The 15,201-nt window shown below is 70.5% G+C and carries 14 protein-coding genes; 8 read left to right on the top strand and 6 right to left on the bottom strand.

Annotated elements, in window-relative coordinates:
• Positions 1 to 32: 32 nt before the first annotated feature.
• Complete coding sequence (locus QF027_RS10895; protein ID WP_306983703.1) at positions 33 to 1,568, bottom strand: DUF4331 domain-containing protein; 1,536 nt, start codon at positions 1,566 to 1,568, stop codon at positions 33 to 35.
• Positions 1,569 to 1,775: 207 nt separating this feature from the next.
• Here QF027_RS10895 and QF027_RS10890 point away from each other — a divergent pair, with 207 nt between their 5' ends.
• The 3 genes from QF027_RS10890 (at position 1,776) to QF027_RS10880 (ending at position 3,535) form a co-directional block, all read left to right on the top strand.
• Complete coding sequence (locus tag QF027_RS10890) at positions 1,776 to 2,318, top strand: sigma-70 family RNA polymerase sigma factor (protein WP_306986752.1); 543 nt, start codon at positions 1,776 to 1,778, stop codon at positions 2,316 to 2,318.
• Entirely contained in the window at positions 2,315 to 3,139 is an 825-nt protein-coding gene (locus tag QF027_RS10885; protein ID WP_307074186.1) for an anti-sigma factor, read from the top strand. Before QF027_RS10890 ends, QF027_RS10885 begins: the two co-directional genes overlap by 4 nt.
• Before the next feature lie 126 nt (positions 3,140 to 3,265).
• Positions 3,266 to 3,535, top strand: a complete 270-nt coding sequence (locus QF027_RS10880) for a hypothetical protein (RefSeq protein ID WP_280856603.1) — start codon at positions 3,266 to 3,268, stop codon at positions 3,533 to 3,535.
• A gap of 242 nt (positions 3,536 to 3,777) precedes the next feature.
• On the opposite strand, the gene QF027_RS10875 is transcribed toward QF027_RS10880, so the two are convergent.
• Positions 3,778 to 4,560 carry an ABC transporter permease gene (locus QF027_RS10875; protein WP_307074184.1) on the bottom strand — a complete coding sequence of 261 codons (783 nt, stop codon included), beginning with the start codon at positions 4,558 to 4,560 and terminating at the stop codon, positions 3,778 to 3,780.
• Complete coding sequence (locus QF027_RS10870) at positions 4,557 to 5,495, bottom strand: ATP-binding cassette domain-containing protein (RefSeq protein ID WP_306983711.1); 939 nt, start codon at positions 5,493 to 5,495, stop codon at positions 4,557 to 4,559. Before QF027_RS10870 ends, QF027_RS10875 begins: the two co-directional genes overlap by 4 nt.
• 63 nt (positions 5,496 to 5,558) lie before the next feature.
• Here QF027_RS10870 and QF027_RS10865 point away from each other — a divergent pair, with 63 nt between their 5' ends.
• Positions 5,559 to 6,272: a TetR/AcrR family transcriptional regulator gene (locus tag QF027_RS10865; RefSeq protein WP_306983712.1), complete on the top strand. Its 714-nt coding sequence runs from the start codon at positions 5,559 to 5,561 to the stop codon at positions 6,270 to 6,272.
• Here the strand turns inward: QF027_RS10865 and QF027_RS10860 are convergent.
• The 3 genes from QF027_RS10860 to hmgA are packed head-to-tail and all read right to left on the bottom strand — an operon-like array spanning position 6,269 to position 9,587.
• Entirely contained in the window at positions 6,269 to 7,423 is a 1,155-nt protein-coding gene (locus QF027_RS10860) for a type ISP restriction/modification enzyme (protein WP_307074182.1), read from the bottom strand. The genes QF027_RS10865 and QF027_RS10860 overlap by 4 nt on opposite strands.
• A 40-nt stretch (positions 7,424 to 7,463) precedes the next feature.
• The gene (locus QF027_RS10855; protein ID WP_307074180.1) at positions 7,464 to 8,213 is read right to left on the bottom strand and encodes a GntR family transcriptional regulator; all 750 of its coding nucleotides are present in this window, start codon (positions 8,211 to 8,213) and stop codon (positions 7,464 to 7,466) included.
• Positions 8,214 to 8,240: 27 nt separating this feature from the next.
• Positions 8,241 to 9,587: a homogentisate 1,2-dioxygenase gene (gene hmgA / locus QF027_RS10850; protein ID WP_307074178.1), complete on the bottom strand. Its 1,347-nt coding sequence runs from the start codon at positions 9,585 to 9,587 to the stop codon at positions 8,241 to 8,243.
• Between the two features lie 173 nt (positions 9,588 to 9,760).
• On the opposite strand from hmgA, the gene QF027_RS10845 reads away from it, so the two are divergent.
• The 4 genes from QF027_RS10845 to QF027_RS10830 all read left to right on the top strand — a co-directional run bounded on the left by QF027_RS10845 (position 9,761) and on the right by QF027_RS10830 (position 15,190).
• Positions 9,761 to 10,621, top strand: a complete 861-nt coding sequence (locus tag QF027_RS10845) for a hypothetical protein (protein ID WP_307074176.1) — start codon at positions 9,761 to 9,763, stop codon at positions 10,619 to 10,621.
• Positions 10,622 to 10,685: 64 nt separating this feature from the next.
• Positions 10,686 to 11,306 carry a TetR/AcrR family transcriptional regulator gene (locus QF027_RS10840; RefSeq protein ID WP_307074174.1) on the top strand — a complete coding sequence of 207 codons (621 nt, stop codon included), beginning with the start codon at positions 10,686 to 10,688 and terminating at the stop codon, positions 11,304 to 11,306.
• A 77-nt stretch (positions 11,307 to 11,383) separates the two neighbouring features.
• Positions 11,384 to 13,621 carry a molybdopterin oxidoreductase family protein gene (locus QF027_RS10835; RefSeq protein ID WP_307074172.1) on the top strand — a complete coding sequence of 746 codons (2,238 nt, stop codon included), beginning with the start codon at positions 11,384 to 11,386 and terminating at the stop codon, positions 13,619 to 13,621.
• 138 nt (positions 13,622 to 13,759) lie between these two features.
• Positions 13,760 to 15,190: a CitMHS family transporter gene (locus tag QF027_RS10830; protein ID WP_307074170.1), complete on the top strand. Its 1,431-nt coding sequence runs from the start codon at positions 13,760 to 13,762 to the stop codon at positions 15,188 to 15,190.
• Positions 15,191 to 15,201 lie beyond the last annotated feature (11 nt).

Below are 15,201 nucleotides of genomic sequence, written 5' to 3'. Positions count from 1 at the left end.
CCAGTAAAAGGGAGTGGAGGCTTCAGGCAGGCCTAGTAGGCCCGCCGCCGCATCCGGCGCCACCACATCAGCGCGGCCCCGATGAGCACGATCCCGGCAGCACCCGCGCCCGCGGACCCGGCGATCAGGGACATGTTGTCGCCGGAACCGGAGGCACCCGCCGGGGACAGCGCGTCCCCGAGCTGGTTGCGGACGTCGTTGCCCGAGGTCGTCCCCTTGGCGAGCGGCCCCCGGGACCCCTCGGTCGGCAGCGCCACGTACGGGAACGACTTCTCGAAGTCCTTGTCGTTCTTGTCGACGGCGTCACCGAGGTCGTTCTTGGACCCGACCAGCTCACCCTCGACGACCTGGAGCGACGCGTCGATCACGTCGTCCGTCAGCCGCCGTCCGTTCGGGAATCCGGCGTTGTCGCCATCAAGCACACCGAGCCGCTTCGGAGAATCGGTGGGCTTGATGGACGTGTTGAGGCGCAGTTCCTCCGCGGGGCGCACGTAGGGCGGCTGGTTCAGCCCCTTCACACCCTTGAGGAACACGTCCACGAGATCGTTGCGAGGCTCCTTCGGGGCGGGGATCTTGTAGATCGCCTCGATGAGCTTCGGCAGTTCGGGGTTGGTCACGTTCGTGAGGAACTGGGCGTCGTCCCACGGCGCGGACGCGTTGAACTTGTCCTTGTCCTTCAGCGGGTTGACGACCTCGTTGACGAGCGGGTTGCCCAGACGCGAGACCTGGGAGTAGTACCCCTGCGCGTTCTTGCGCTGGGTCGTCGACCAGATGCCCACGACCGGCTGGTGCGAGGACTCGGTGATCATGTCCGTCGGGACCTGCAGGGCGATCGAGTTGACGTTGTAGCCCTTGAGGGTGTCGTTGCCGACCTCGGTGAGGTTCCCGCCGTACAGCAGGTCGAAGACGCGCAGGTCGGCGAAGAACGGGTCGTCGGCCTGGCCGGCGAACGACGTCGAGTCGTTGGGGAGCTTGTAGACCGCCTGGTCGCGCAGCTTCTCGTAGTTCGGCATGGAGGCCTTGCCGACGTTCGACGGCGCCACCGGGATGTCGTCGGCGAGCTTCGTCTTGTACTTGACCTTCTGGTTCTTCAGCTGGAACAGCTCGATGTCGTACGTCTGCGTGACGTTCAGGTCGGGGTCGTCGAGGCTCTCGACCGCGCCCGTGTTGTACAGGAACGACTTCTTGTTCTTGACGTGCGTCTTGAACGTGAAGCGGTACAGCAGATCGCCCTGACCGTCACCGTTGTTGTCGATGTGGAGGTCGTACTGCGCGTCCTCGGCGAACTGGTAGAAGTTCGGGCCGCCGCCGGGCTCCTCGAAGGGGATCCAGTTGGCGACGATCGTCGTCGAGTCGGGCTTGTCGGGGCTGACGAACGCGTACAAGTCCGTGTTGTCGTGCTGGGGGTCGCCCGAGATCAGCGGGGCCTCCCGGTGGCTGGAGGCGGAGGCCGCCCCAGGTTCCAGCGTGGCCACACCGGCGGCTGCGAGCCCTCCGGCGGCCAGCGCACCACATACGAGGGTCGCGAGACTCCTGCGTCCCGAGCCGCTCCTGGAGATAGGTGTCATGCCGTCCGTCCTCAGTCCAACTTGCCTGACGCCCGGTGATTCGGAGCGGTGGGCGGGCCGGATTGGTCGAATCTCAAAACTTCTTTTCTGCTGCTCGACCCGCGTTTTCGGTCTTCTGATCCGTAACCCCATACGGAGGTGTGTTCGTTGCGAGTACCTCGTGGGACGGGACGGCCCAGGTGCGGCTTTGTGGGAGGGGGCGGCGAGTTGGAAGCGGACGAGCTTCTGATGCTCGTGGCGGGCGGGGACCAGAGGGCATTCGAGGAGCTCTACGGGCTCGTGGCCGGGCCGGTGTTCGGGCTGGTACGACGTGTGGTGCGTGATCCCGCCCAGTCGGAGGAGGTGTCGCAAGAGGTGCTGCTCGAACTCTGGCGGTCCGCCGCACGCTTCGACCCGCGCCGGGGCAGCGCGCTGTCCTGGGTCCTCACCCTCGCGCACCGCCGGGCCGTCGACCGGGTGCGCAGCGCCCGGGCCGCCGGTGAGCGCGAGCAGCGCGAGGCACTCCGGGCCCACCACCCCGCCTTCGACCAGGTGACCGAGGAGGTCGAGGCGGGCCTCGAACGCGAGTGGGTGCGCCGGTGCCTGGAGCGTCTGACCGAACTTCAGCGCCAGTCCGTCACCCTCGCCTACTACGACGGCTACACGTACCGTGAAGTGGCCGAGCGGCTGTCTCTGCCGCTGGGAACGGTGAAGACGCGGATGCGTGACGGACTGACCCGCTTGCGGGAGTGCCTGGGAGGTGTGGCATGAGCCTCTTCCGCCGGGAAGATCTTCACTCCCTCGCGGCCCCGTACGCCCTCGACGCGCTGGAGCCCGCCGAGCGGGCCCGCTTCGAGAGGCACCTCAAGGACTGCGACAGCTGTGCGGCGGAAGTGCGTGCGCTGTCCGAGGACGCGGTACGGCTCGCCTGGTCGGCCGCCGCTCCGCCGCCGATCGCGATGCGCGACCGGGTGCTGTCCGCCGTCCGCACCATCCCGCAGGAGCCCGCCGTACGGCCGGAGCCGGCCCGAGCACGGCCGGAGCCGGTACGGGCGCGCAAGTCGCAGCTGCCGCCTCACGTCTGGGGGGCCCAGCCGCCGCCCAGGCAGCGTCAGAGGCGTCCCCTGTTCGTACCGTTCGCGACGGCCACCGCGGCCGCGGCTCTCGTCGTCGCCTCGCTGTTCGCCGTCCAGGCCAACCGGACACAGGACGAACTGGACGCGCAGAAGGCCCAGGCCAGTGAGATCGCCCACGTTCTCCAAGCCGCGGACGCACGGGCCACCCGGGGGCAGGACGCGCAGGGCCGAACCATCGGAGTGATCGCTTCCGCATCTGAGGGGCGCGCGGTCGTCACCCTGAGCGGGTACAGCCCGCCCCCGAGCGGCCGCGTGCGCCAGCTGTGGCTCATGCGCCCCAACGAGCAACCGCGCTCCCTGGGGCTCTTCGCCACCGACACGCCCTTGGTCGCGACCGGACTCGACAAGTCCGCGACATCACTCGCTGTGACCGTCGAGCCCGATGGCGGCTCTCTGCAGCCCACTACCCAGCCAGTTGTCCAACTCGCCCTGAAATCGGTCGGATTCGGAGAGTAATCATGGAGGGGTCGTCAACACCCTTACGGGGAAGGTGAATCCTGTGACGCCGATACACGTGTGCCCCGAGGGGGCGATAGGGTTACCCTGCCCGGGCCGGGTGGACTCGTACGGGTGGGGAGTGACATGGAACAGATAACAGTGCGCAGGGCGAGGGTCCCTGCGATCACCTGCGGGAGCAGCGCGACCAGTTCGCGCCTCGACCGCCATCTCTCGGTGCTGTCGGGACCTGCCGTCCCGCAGCGCGAGGCGGCTGAGGCGACGTCACTGATGCGCGAGCTGACCGCGCGTGACACCGCCAAGCAGGAGCGCAGCGACAGGGGTGCGCGGGTACGCCGCGTCTCGCTGTTCGCGCCTCTGCGCCGACTGCGCCGTTCGCTGTTCGGCGGGCGCTGAGCCGTACGGCTCGCCGGGCCCCCTGGGCTCGGACGTCCCGACCCGCGCTCGGCCGGTCCCACCACCCCGGCGTCGTGCTGCCCTCCCGTCCGTCATCCCCACGGCATGCAGCACGATCCAGGTGAGTCGGTCGAGCGCGGGGTACGTCCCCACCTCAGTCCACAAGCACTCCAGACTTGTCATGCACTCCGAGGTCGGCCCGGGCCCCGGCAGGGCCCGAACTTCCCTCCGGCAAGAGGCGTTCAGCCCTCGCCGTGTGCGTACCGCCGTACGGCGAGCGGCGCGAAGACCGCGAGCAGGACCGCACACCACATCAGTGACCCGGCGATCGGATGGGCCACCGGCCAGGCGGCCCCCTCCGGCACCGGGGCGTTGCCGAACAGGTCCCGCAGGGCCGTGGTCACCGCGCTGATCGGGTTCCACTCGGCGAGGGTGCGCAGCCAGCCGGGCAGCCCCTCGGTCGGGATGTACGCGTTGGACAGCAGCGGCAGGATGAACGTCGCACCGCCCAGTTGACCGGCGGCCTCCTCGTTGCGGGTGAGCAGGCCGAGGAAGATGCCGATCCAGGTGGTGGCGAACCGGAACAGCAGCAACAGCCCCATGGCGCCCACCGCCTGCAGTGCGGACCTCTCGACGCGCCAGCCCACCGCGAGTCCCACCAGCAGGAACGGCACCATGCCGACGGCGGTGACCACCACGTCCGCGACCGACTGCCCCAGCGGCACGGCCGCCCTGCTGATCGGCAGGGTGCGCAACCGGTCCGTCACGCCCCGGTGGACGTCCTGGGCCGCCTGGAACATCCCGGTCATGATCCCGTTCGCCGCCGTCGCCACCAGCAGGCCCGGCACCAGGAAGGACCGGTACGCCTCGCCCGGCATCGCCAGCGCGCTGCCGAAGACGTAGCCGAAGAACAGCAGCATGGTGATCGGCATGGTCTGGGTCAGGATCAGCAGCCCCGGGGTGTTCCGGATCCGCTGCAGCTGACGGCCCAGCATCGCGGTGCCGTCGTGGGCCAACGTGCTCATGCCGCAACCTCCTTGGTGAGTCGCAGGAAGACGTCGTCGAGGGTCGGCGGCCGGATGCTCGCGTCGAGCAACGGCACCCCCGCCGCGTCCAGTTCACGCACCAGCCGGGGCAGCGTGAGCGTGGTGTCCCGGGTGACCGCGCCGACCGAGTTCCGGACGTGGTCGAACGACGGTTCCCCGCCGGTGAGTTGGTCCAGCACGCCGGCCGCCTTCGCCAGGACGTCCGCGTCCGCGACGACGATCTCGACGTGCGCCCCGATCAACGCCTTGAGCTGGGACGGCGAACCCGTGTGCGCGACCCGCCCCTTGTCCACCAGGGCGATGTCATGGGCGAGTTGGTCGGCCTCCTCCAGGTACTGCGTGGTCAGCAGCACGGTGGTGCCGTCCGCCGTGAGGTCGCGCACGGCGTCCCAGATGAGATTGCGGCTGGCCGGGTCGAGGCCGGTCGTCGGCTCGTCGAGGAACAGGATCTCGGGGCGGCGGATCAGGCTCGCCGCCAGGTCCAGGCGGCGGCGCATACCCCCCGAGTAGGTGGACGCGGCCCGGTCGGCGGACTCGGCCAGCCCGAAGCGGTCGAGCAGGTCGGCGGCCCGCTCGGCCGGCCCCCGCACCCGGTGCAGCCGGGCGAACAGCCTGAGGTTCTGCCGCCCGGTGAGGTCCCCGTCGACCGAGGCGTACTGCCCGGTGACGGCGATGGCGCGCCGTACGGCCTCCGGTTCCCGGACGAGATCGTGTCCGGCGACCCGTGCGGAGCCGGCGTCCGGCCGCAGCAGCGTGGTCAGCAGCCGTACGGCCGTGGTTTTGCCCGCGCCGTTGCTGCCGAGGATGCCGCAGACCGCGCCCGGAGCGACCGCGAGATCGAGACCGCGCAGGGCATGGACCTCCCCGAACCGCTTTTCCAGACCTTCACTAAGTACAGCGTACGTAGAAGTCATGGCCTGACCATAGCGCACTACGTACGCTGTACGTAACTAGGATGGTGGCCGAGGTGATGATCGATGGCGGGCCGAGCGGCCGTACCCGAAGTGATCTGGGCACGTCCCGAGCGGACGGGGCGTGGGCCCAAACCCGCGTTCACCAGGGCGGACATCGCTGCCGCGGCGGTGCGGCTCGCGGATGCCGGGGGTCTGGACGCGGTGTCCATGCGGCATGTCGCGGCCGAACTGGGCTGCGGGACGATGTCCCTGTACAACTACGTCCCCCGTAAGGAGGACCTGTACGAGCTGATGGTGGACGCGGTCAGCGGGGAGCACGAGCTGTTCGAGCCGACCGGCGACTGGCGGGCCGACATGCTCCGCAACGCGCGCCAGACCAAGGCGCTCATGCACCGGCACGCCTGGATGGTGCGGCTGATGTCAGGGGTGTACGGCTTCAGCCCCAACGCCCTGCGTTACCTGGAGCACTGCCTCGCCTGTCTCGACCCGCTGGACGCCCCCAGCGGCACGAAGATCGAGCTGGTCGCGATGCTCAACGGGTGCGTGACGACGTACGTCTCGAACGAGCTGTCCACGGCGGAGCGGGTGCGGTCGCTGCCGTGGTCGCAGGAGCAGGAGAACGCGGTGCGGATCGCGTATCTCGGCAGTCAGGTGGCGTCGGGGGCGTATCCGCGGCTGGCGGCCTCGTTCATGGAGGACGCGGGGCCGATCGATCTGGACGCGGTGTTCGAGCGGATGCTGGAGCGGGTCCTGGACGGCTTCGAGCCCAGAAGCTAGAGCAGGGCGAGCTGCCCCTCCGGCCCCTCCTCGTGCCCGTCCAGGACCGAGGCCGGCCTGCGTGACGAGTCCGGGACGGGCAGGACCCCCGCCTGGCGCAGCTCGCTCGCCGTGATCCGGGGCGTCGACTCGTCCTGGAGGGGCTGGAGATCCGCCAGCAGGGCCAGCACGGTGATCAGTTCGAGGAGCTCCGAGGTCCACGGCTGCGGCCATGTCGCGGGCCGGATCGCGGACAACGTGCCCGGCTCCGGTTCCGTGACGCGGGCCGTGAACCACTGCTCCAGGACCCGCACTCCGCCGGCCTCGAAGTCCCAGGCCTTCGGCGGTACGGGGGAGATGCGGCCCTCGTCCAGCAGCAGGGCCTCCTCGTCGCGGTCGTAGTCCAGGGTCAGGGGACGGGACGGCAGGGGTGCGCGGACGTAGGGGCGGCGGCCTCCGGGCAGCTTGGGGCGGTCGCCGTCGCGGCGCATCAGCCAGAGGACGCGGTGGCCCGACTCGACGCCGCGGGACCACAGTTCGGGGTCGTCGGTGAGCGGGACGGTGAGGTCCGGGCGGATCGCCGCCAGGATCCAGGCGAGGGCGTCCAGGGGTTCCACCGTGGTCCCGAGGCGCGTCCGCAGGTGCTTCAGGAGCCCCGGGGCCAGGTTCGGCTCCGTGCCGCCCGGGCGGCGGTACAGGGGGCGTACCCGGCCGGGGCGGAGCAGGGGGAGGAGGGAGGTGGCCAGGAGCTGGGGGCCGTGGCTGTCCGTGGGTGTCTCCACCACGAACACCTGGTGCTCGTCCGCCACCCGCCAGAGCTCGGGCCGGGCCGCGTCGATCAGCCGGTGGTCCGGGATCAGCCACTGCTCGTCGAAGGGCGCGCGCAGGACCCGTACCGGCTCCGGGCAGGGGCCGGTGGCGCGCGCGAGCCTCTCGGTGCCGCCCGTCCGCCCCGGCAGCTGCCCGACCGCCGAGCGCAGGGTGCGGGAGCGGGTGGGCTCGAACAGGGCTTCCCGGTCGGGTCCCTCGGCCTTCAGCAGGGCGTCCCAGCGGGCTTTCAGGGAGGCGGCGTCGGGGCCCGTCGGCCACCCCCGGCCGAGCCGCGGCGGTGCGACGGACCACGGCATGAGGTCCGCCAGCGCCGGAGCGTCGTCGTGCGTCACGCTGGGCATCGTACGACCTTCCGCCGACAGGCAGTCGGGGCCGGTGAGCTCATGTGGCGTCCAGGGTCACCGTGAAGGAGAAGCGGTCGCCCCGGTAGTGGATCACCGCCACGTCCAGCACCCGGCCGTCCGTGTCGTAGGTGACCCCCGTGTAGTGCAGGATCGGGCTGAGCAACGGGACTTGGAGCAGCCGGGCGGTCTCCGGGTCCGCGAGACGCGCCTCCACGGTGTCCGTGATGCGGCCGATGTCCGCCCCGACGACGTCCCGCAGCACCTTGGTCATCGGCCATCGCGCCAGATCCGACGGGTCGATGCGCGCGGCCAGTCCGGGGCGGACGTAGTTGCGGGCGTGGTTGGTCGGCTCGCCTGTCTTCTCGTCGCTGCGCAGTCGGTGGTACGCGGCCACCTCGTCCAATTCCGGGAAGTGCTCGGCCAGTTCGGGCGGCACGGGCGACTTGCCGTGCTCCAGCAGCTCGGTCGTCATGCCGGACTGCTGGGCCACGATCGCGTCCACCGAGCCGAGCAGCCGGACGGGGGTGCCCCGGCGGGCGTCCGGCTCGATGAAGGTGCCCCGGCGGCGGTGGCGGGAGATCAGCCCCTCGTCCTCCAGCTCCTTCAGCGCCTGCCGCATGGTCAGCACGCTCACGCCGTAGTGGCCGGCCAGCTGTTCCTCGGTGGGCAGGCGGAGCGGGTCCTGGGGTGAGCGGCCGAGTATCGAGGCACGCAGGGACTGCGACACCTGGTACCAGAGCGGCAGCTTGCGGTTCAGGACGATCGAGTCCGGGGCGAAGGAGGTCACGGGCTATCCGTACCTTCCGCGGATCGGTCAGTGCAACGGGCGGAAGTGACGTTCGAGGCCGCGCCACACGTCGTCGTAGTGCGGCTGGAGGTGGTCCGCCCGGGCCGCGTGCGCGGTGAGCGTCACCGGCCAGCGCGTCTCGAACATGAACGCGAGCCCGTCGTCGACCTTCTGCGGCTTCAGCTCGGCCGCGCTCGCCCGGTCGAACGTCTCCCGGTCCGGCCCGTGCGCCGACATCATGTTGTGCAGGGAGCCGCCGCCGGGCACGAAGCCCCCTTCGCCGGAGGCCTTCGCGTCGTAGGCGCCCTGGATCAGTCCCATGTACTCGCTCATCACGTTCCGGTGGAAGTACGGCGGCCGGAAGGTGTCCTCGCCGACCAGCCAGCGCGGTGCGAACACGACGAAGTCGACGCCGGCCAGCCCGGGGGTGTCCGACGGGGACGTCAGCACGGTGAAGATCGACGGGTCGGGATGGTCGTAGGAGATGCTGCCGATGACGTTGAAGCGGCGCAGGTCGTAGACGTACGGCACATGGTTGCCGTGCCAGGCGACCACGTCGAGCGGGGAGTGGTCGTAGGTCGCGGTCCAGAGGTTGCCGCAGAACTTGTTGACCACCTCCACCGGCCCCTCGACGTCCTCGTAGGCGGCGACGGGAGCCCGGAAGTCGCGGGGGTTGGCGAGGCCGTTGGCGCCGATCGGGCCGAGGTCAGGGAGTTGGAAGGGGGCACCGTAGTTCTCGCACACATAACCGCGCGCGGACTCGTCCAGCAGCTCCACACGGAAGCGCACCCCACGAGGGATCAGCGCCACCTGGCCCGGCTCCACATGAAGCAGCCCGAACTCCGTGCGCAGCAACAGCCCGCCGCGCTCCGGGACGATCAGCAGTTCGCCGTCGGCGTCGCTGAAGACGCGGTCCATGGAATCGGTGGCGTGGTAGAGGTGCACGGCCATACCGGTGCGCTGGGTGACGTCGCCGTTGCCGCCGAGGGTCCACAGGCCGGCGAGGAAGTCGGTGCCCTCGGTGGGCTCCGGCAGGGGGTTCCAGCGCAGCCGGTTCGGGTCCGGGACCGACTCGGTGAAGGGGGCCGTACGGATCCGGCCGTTGTGGGTGTGGGTGAACGCCGGGTGCGCGGCGGAGGGGCGGATCCGGTACAGCCAGGAGCGGCGGTTGTGGGCGCGGGGCTCGGTGAACGCCGTACCGCTGAGCTGCTCCGCGTACAGGCCGAGGGGGGCGCGCTGCGGGGCGTTGCGGCCCTCGGGCAGGGCGCCCGGGACAGCCTCCGAGGCGTGCTCGTTGCCGAATCCGGAGAGATGGGCCAAGCCCTCGGCGGCCTTGCGTGCGCCGCCGCGCGTGATCGCTGTGTCCCCGCTCATGATCGCTCCCTTGCGGTCTGATTCCTATGGAACACCGTAGGATTGCGGTTTCGTCGGCGCAAGAGGCCGTTCCCTGGAACCGATTTCCCCGCCGTGACCTCCTCAGGGAGGAGAGCGAGAACCAGACCCCAGGGGGATTCGCGGTGTCGGACCTGTGTTCTACGCTCCCGGGCATGTCGTGGATGCGGGGACTCATTGCCCTGCTCGCGGTCTGTGTCGTGCTGGTGACCGGATCCGTGAGCTGTGGCGCCAGTGGGGCGCAGGAGCGTAAGGACGGACAGTCGGTCTCACCGGTGGGCAAGGTCCTCGACGACACCGATGAGGAGGGGCGGCACTACCGCGAAGTGGACAAGGACAACGCCCCCGACGTGGGCATACAGGTGCAGCCGAACTCCGACGACAGCTGGTCGGTGCGCCTGACCATCGAGAACTTCACCTTCTCGCCCGCCGGGACGAAGGCGAAGGCGGTCTCCGGCCGCGGCGTCGCCGTCGTCTTCGTGGACGACCGTCCCGTCACCACCCTCCGCGCCCCGTCCTGCCGCCTCGCGGCCGCGTACGTCCCCCAGGGCACCCACAAGGTCACCGCCCGGCTGTACGCCGACGACGGCACCGTGTGGGCCGTGGACGGCGACCCGGTGGAGAGCACGGCGGACGTCACGGCCTCGGAACCACAGCCGGCGGGGAGCGGCGGCGGTGCCGCGAAGCCGGGCTCCCTGGAACCGCAGGACGGCTCTACGTCCTCGCGGGTCACCACGGGGGCGGGCGGCGAACTCCCGGACGCGCGGGTCGCGGGCGCGGGAGCCGGCGAGGCGTGGACCCTCCGGGCGGCGACGGACACGGGGGGCGGGGTCTCGGTTCTGCAGGCCGGTACGCGCGCGGGTGGCGGGGTGTCGGTGCTGTGGGCCGGTGCGGGCTCGGGTGGCGGTGCCGGTGTGAGCTCGGGTGGCGGTGTTACGGAACTGCGGGTCGGTGCCGGTGTGAGCGACGGTGTCTCGGAGGCGCGGGTCGCGACGAGTGTCGGCGGTGGCCGATGAGTGCCGCAGGCCCCCGGCTCCGTACCAGGTGGCAGGGTTCACCTGACCACGGCGGAAAGGCATCATGAAGCCCGTGCCCCAAGCGACCTCGCTTCGCCGCGCCCCCGTGCAGCGGCGCAGCGCCGAACGGCTGACCAGAATCCTCGACGCCTGTGCCGACCTGCTCGACGAGGTCGGATACGACGCCCTGAGCACGCGTGCCGTCGCCCAGCGCGCCGGCGTGCCCATCGGCTCCGTCTACCGCTTCTTCGGCAACAAGCGGCAGATGGCCGACGCGCTGGCCCAGCGCAACCTGGAGCGTTTCGCAGAGGGCGTCACCCACCGCCTCAAGGAGTCGGGCGAGGAAGGAGGCTGGCGTACGGCGATGGACGTCGTCCTCGACGAGTACCTCGCCATGAAACGCACCGCCCCCGGCTTCTCCCTCGTCGACTTCGGCAACCAGATCCCCGTCGGCGCCCGCCACGCGGAACCCAACCACCGGGTCGCCGACCGCCTCACCGACCTCCTCTCCGGCTACCTCGCCCGGGAACCGGACGACGACCTGCGCCGCGCCTTCCTCGTCGCCGTGGAGACCGCCGACACCCTGGTCCATCTGGCCTTCCGGATGGCCCCGGAGGGCGACGAGCGGATCATCCAGGAGGCCCGGGAGATGCTGCGCGCCTATCTGGCGAGGGTTCTGGACTGACCGTCCACAACCCCTCCCCTCCATCCATACCGGTCGGTATGCTCACCCCGACAGGCACCGCTGCCCCGGGAGGACCCGTGTCCCGCACCGCTCTGCGTATCTGCCCCCTGTGCGAGGCCACCTGTGGTCTGACGCTCACTGTCGAGGGGACCCGGGTCACCGGCGCCCGCGGCGACCGTGACGACGTGTTCAGCAAGGGGTTCATCTGCCCGAAGGGGGCGTCCTTCGGGGCCGTCGACGCGGACCCGGACCGGCTGCGCACGCCCCTTGTACGACGGGACGGGGAGCTGCGCGAGGCCACCTGGCAGGAGGCCTTCGACGCGGTCGCCGCCGGAATCCGGGGCGCCGTCGACCGGTACGGGGCGAAATCCGTCGGGGTCGTCCTCGGCAACCCCAACGTGCACACCATGGCCGGTGCCCTCTACCCGCCGGTGCTGCTCGCCGGGCTCGGCACCCGGAGCGTCTTCACCGCGTCCACGGTCGACCAGATGCCCAAGCACGTCTCCAGCGGGCTGCTGTACGGCGACGCCAACGCCATCCCCGTGCCCGACCTCGACCACACCGACCATCTGCTGCTGATCGGCGCCAATCCCCTGGAGTCCAACGGGAGTCTGTGCACCGCCCCCGACTTCCCCGGCAAGCTCAAGGCGCTCAAGGCCCGCGGCGGCACCCTCACCGTCCTCGACCCCCGCCGCACCCGCACGGCAAAGCTCGCCGACCGGCACATCGCCATCCGGCCCGGCGCGGACGCGTTGCTCCTCGCCGCCATGGCGCACGTGCTCTTCGAGGAAGACCTCGTGGACACGGGGGAGTTGACCTCGCACCTCCAGGGGCTCGACGAACTACGGGAAGCCGTACAGGACTTCACCCCCGAAGCCGTCGCCGACGCCTGTGACGTGGACGCCGGCGTGACGCGTGCCCTCGCCCGCGAACTGGCCGCAGCGCCAACGGCCGCCGTATACGGCCGTATCGGCAGCTGCACCGTCCCGCACGGCACCCTGGCCAGCTGGCTCGTCGACGTGCTCAACATCCTCACCGGCAACCTCGACCGGCCAGGCGGCGCGCTCTTCCCGCAGGCGGCCACCGACCGGACGCCCCGGCCCGCGGGGCCCAGCCACGGATTCGCGCTCGGCCGCTGGCACTCCCGGGTGAGCCGACACCCGGAGGCCAAGGGCGAGTTGCCGCTCTCCGCGCTCGCCGAGGAGATCGACACCGCGACCGCGGAGGGCGAGCCGGTCCGCGCGCTGATCGCCGTCGCCGCCAACCCCGTGCTGTCCGCCCCCGACGGCGACCGGCTCGACAAGGCCCTCGGCTCGCTCGACTTCATGGTCAGCGTGGACCCGTACCTGAACGAGACCTCGCGCCACGCCCACGTCGTGCTGCCGCCGCCCCCGCCCTCCCAGAGCCCGCACCACGACTTCGCCTTCAACACCCTCGCCGTGCGCAACCAGGTCCGCTACACCCGCCCCGCCGTCCCGCTGGAGCCCGGCCGGATGGCGGAGACGGAGATCCTCGCCCGGCTGACCCTGGCCGCGACCGGCATGCACGGCGCCGACCCGTCCGCCGTGGACGACCTGGTCATCGGTCAGACCCTCGGCAAGGCCGTCAAGGACGCCCACTCGCCCGTGCACGGCCGCGAGCCGGGCGAACTCACCGCCGCACTCGTCGGCGACACCGGCCCCGAGCGGCGGCTCGACATGATGCTGCGCCTGGGCCCCTACGGCGACGGTTTCGGCGTACGACCGGACGGGCTGAGCCTCACCAAGCTGCTCGCGCATCCGCACGGCATCGACCTCGGACCGCTGCGGTCCCGGCTGCCGCAGCCGCTGAAGACCAGGAGCGGCAAGGTCGAACTGCTGCCGCGGCCCCTCGCGGACGACCTGCCCAGGCTGCGCGAGGCCCTGCGGCACCGGGCCGACGGGCTCGTCCTCGTCGGCCGCCGGCACCTGCGCTCCAACAACAGCTGGATGCACAACGTCCCCGCCCTCACCGGCGGCACCAACCGCTGCACCCTGCACATCCACCCCGAGGACGCCGAGCGGCTCGGGTTGAAGGACGGTGCCGCGGTGCGGGTCAAGGGCGCCGGGGGAGAGGTGGTCACCGAGGCCGAGGTCACCGACGGGGTGCGTCCCGGCGTGGTCAGCCTGCCGCACGGCTGGGGTCACGACCGGCCCGGCACCCGGCTCAGCCACGCCCTCAAGGACCCCGGCGTCAACGTCAACCAGCTCCTCGACGGCAGCCTGCTCGACCCGCTCTCGGGCAACGCGGTCCTCAACGGCGTACCGGTAAAACTGGCCGCCGTAACGGCCCTGTGAGCAGCGCAAAGCTGTGACCAGCAGTTTTGCGCTTATTGCTCGCATGTCAACGTCTTGTTAACGCCGCTTGACGAGTCCTAACGTCATCGCACTGCCGACTCCGGTGGGAGTTCAAGGGCGAACGTTAGGTATCCACTCATGCTGACCATCCTCGGCTTCGCCATGATCGCGACCTTCCTGGTCCTGATCATGCTGAAGAAGATGTCGCCGATCGCGGCGCTCGTACTGATCCCGGCACTGTTCTGCGTCTTCGTCGGGAAGGGCGCCAAGCTCGGTGACTACGTCATCGACGGCGTCACCAGCCTCGCCCCCACCGCGGCGATGCTCATGTTCGCGATCGTCTACTTCGGCGTGATGATCGACGTCGGCCTCTTCGACCCGGTCGTCCGCGGAATCCTGAAGTTCGCGAAGGCCGACCCGATGCGGATCGTCGTCGGTACGGCGATCCTCGCCGCGATCGTCTCCCTCGACGGCGACGGCTCGACCACCTTCATGATCACCGTGTCGGCGATGTACCCGCTGTACAAGCGCCTGAAGATGAGCCTGGTCGTCATGACCGGTGTCGCCGCCATGGCCAACGGCGTGATGAACACCCTGCCCTGGGGCGGCCCGACGGCCCGCGCCGCCACCGCGCTGAAGCTCGACGCCAGCGACATCTTCGTCCCGATGATCCCGGCCCTGGCCGTCGGACTGCTGGGCGTCTTCGTCCTCTCGTACGTGCTCGGCAAGCGCGAGCGCAAGCGGCTGGGCGTGCTCACCCTGAGCGACGTCCTGGTCGAGGAGAAGGTCGAGGAGACCGAGACGGTCCTGGTCGGCGCCGGTTCCGGTGCCTCTGGTTCCGGTGCCTCCGCCACGGACAAGGTCACCGGCGGCTCCGGCTCCGGCACCGACGCCGAGGACGAGGACGAGGCCGGCGACGCGGAGCGCTTCCAGGTCCTCGACCCGAACCGGGCCACCCTGCGTCCCAAGCTCTACTGGTTCAACGCCCTGCTCACGCTCACCCTGCTCACCGCGATGATCATGGAGTGGCTGCCGATCCCGGTGCTGTTCCTGATCGGCGCCGCGCTCGCGCTCACCGTGAACTTCCCGCACATCCCGGACCAGAAGGCCCGCCTGGCCGCCCACGCCGACAACGTCCTCAACGTCTCCGGCATGGTCTTCGCCGCCGCCGTCTTCACCGGCGTCCTCCAGGGCACCGGCATGGTCGACCACATGGCCCGCTGGATGGTGGACGTCATCCCCGACGGCATGGGCCCGCACATGGCCCTCGTCACCGGCATCCTGAGCCTCCCGCTCACCTACTTCATGTCGAACGACGGTTTCTACTTCGGCGTCCTCCCGGTCCTCGCCGAGGCCGGCGCGGCGCACGGTGTCACCCCGCTGGAAATGGCCCGCGCCTCCCTCGTCGGCCAGCCGCTGCACATGTCGAGCCCGCTCGTCCCGGCCGTGTACGTCCTGGTCGGCATGGCCAAGGTGGAGTTCGGCGACCACACCAGGTTCGTGGTCAAGTGGGCGGCGCTCACCTGCCTGATCATCCTCGGGGCGGGCATCCTCTTCGGAATCATCTGACCTGCTTCCAC

Origin of the sequence: Streptomyces canus (genome assembly GCF_030816965.1) — a bacterium.
Taxonomy (GTDB): domain Bacteria; phylum Actinomycetota; class Actinomycetes; order Streptomycetales; family Streptomycetaceae; genus Streptomyces; species Streptomyces canus_E.
This window is presented reverse-complemented; position numbering and strand designations above follow the sequence as displayed.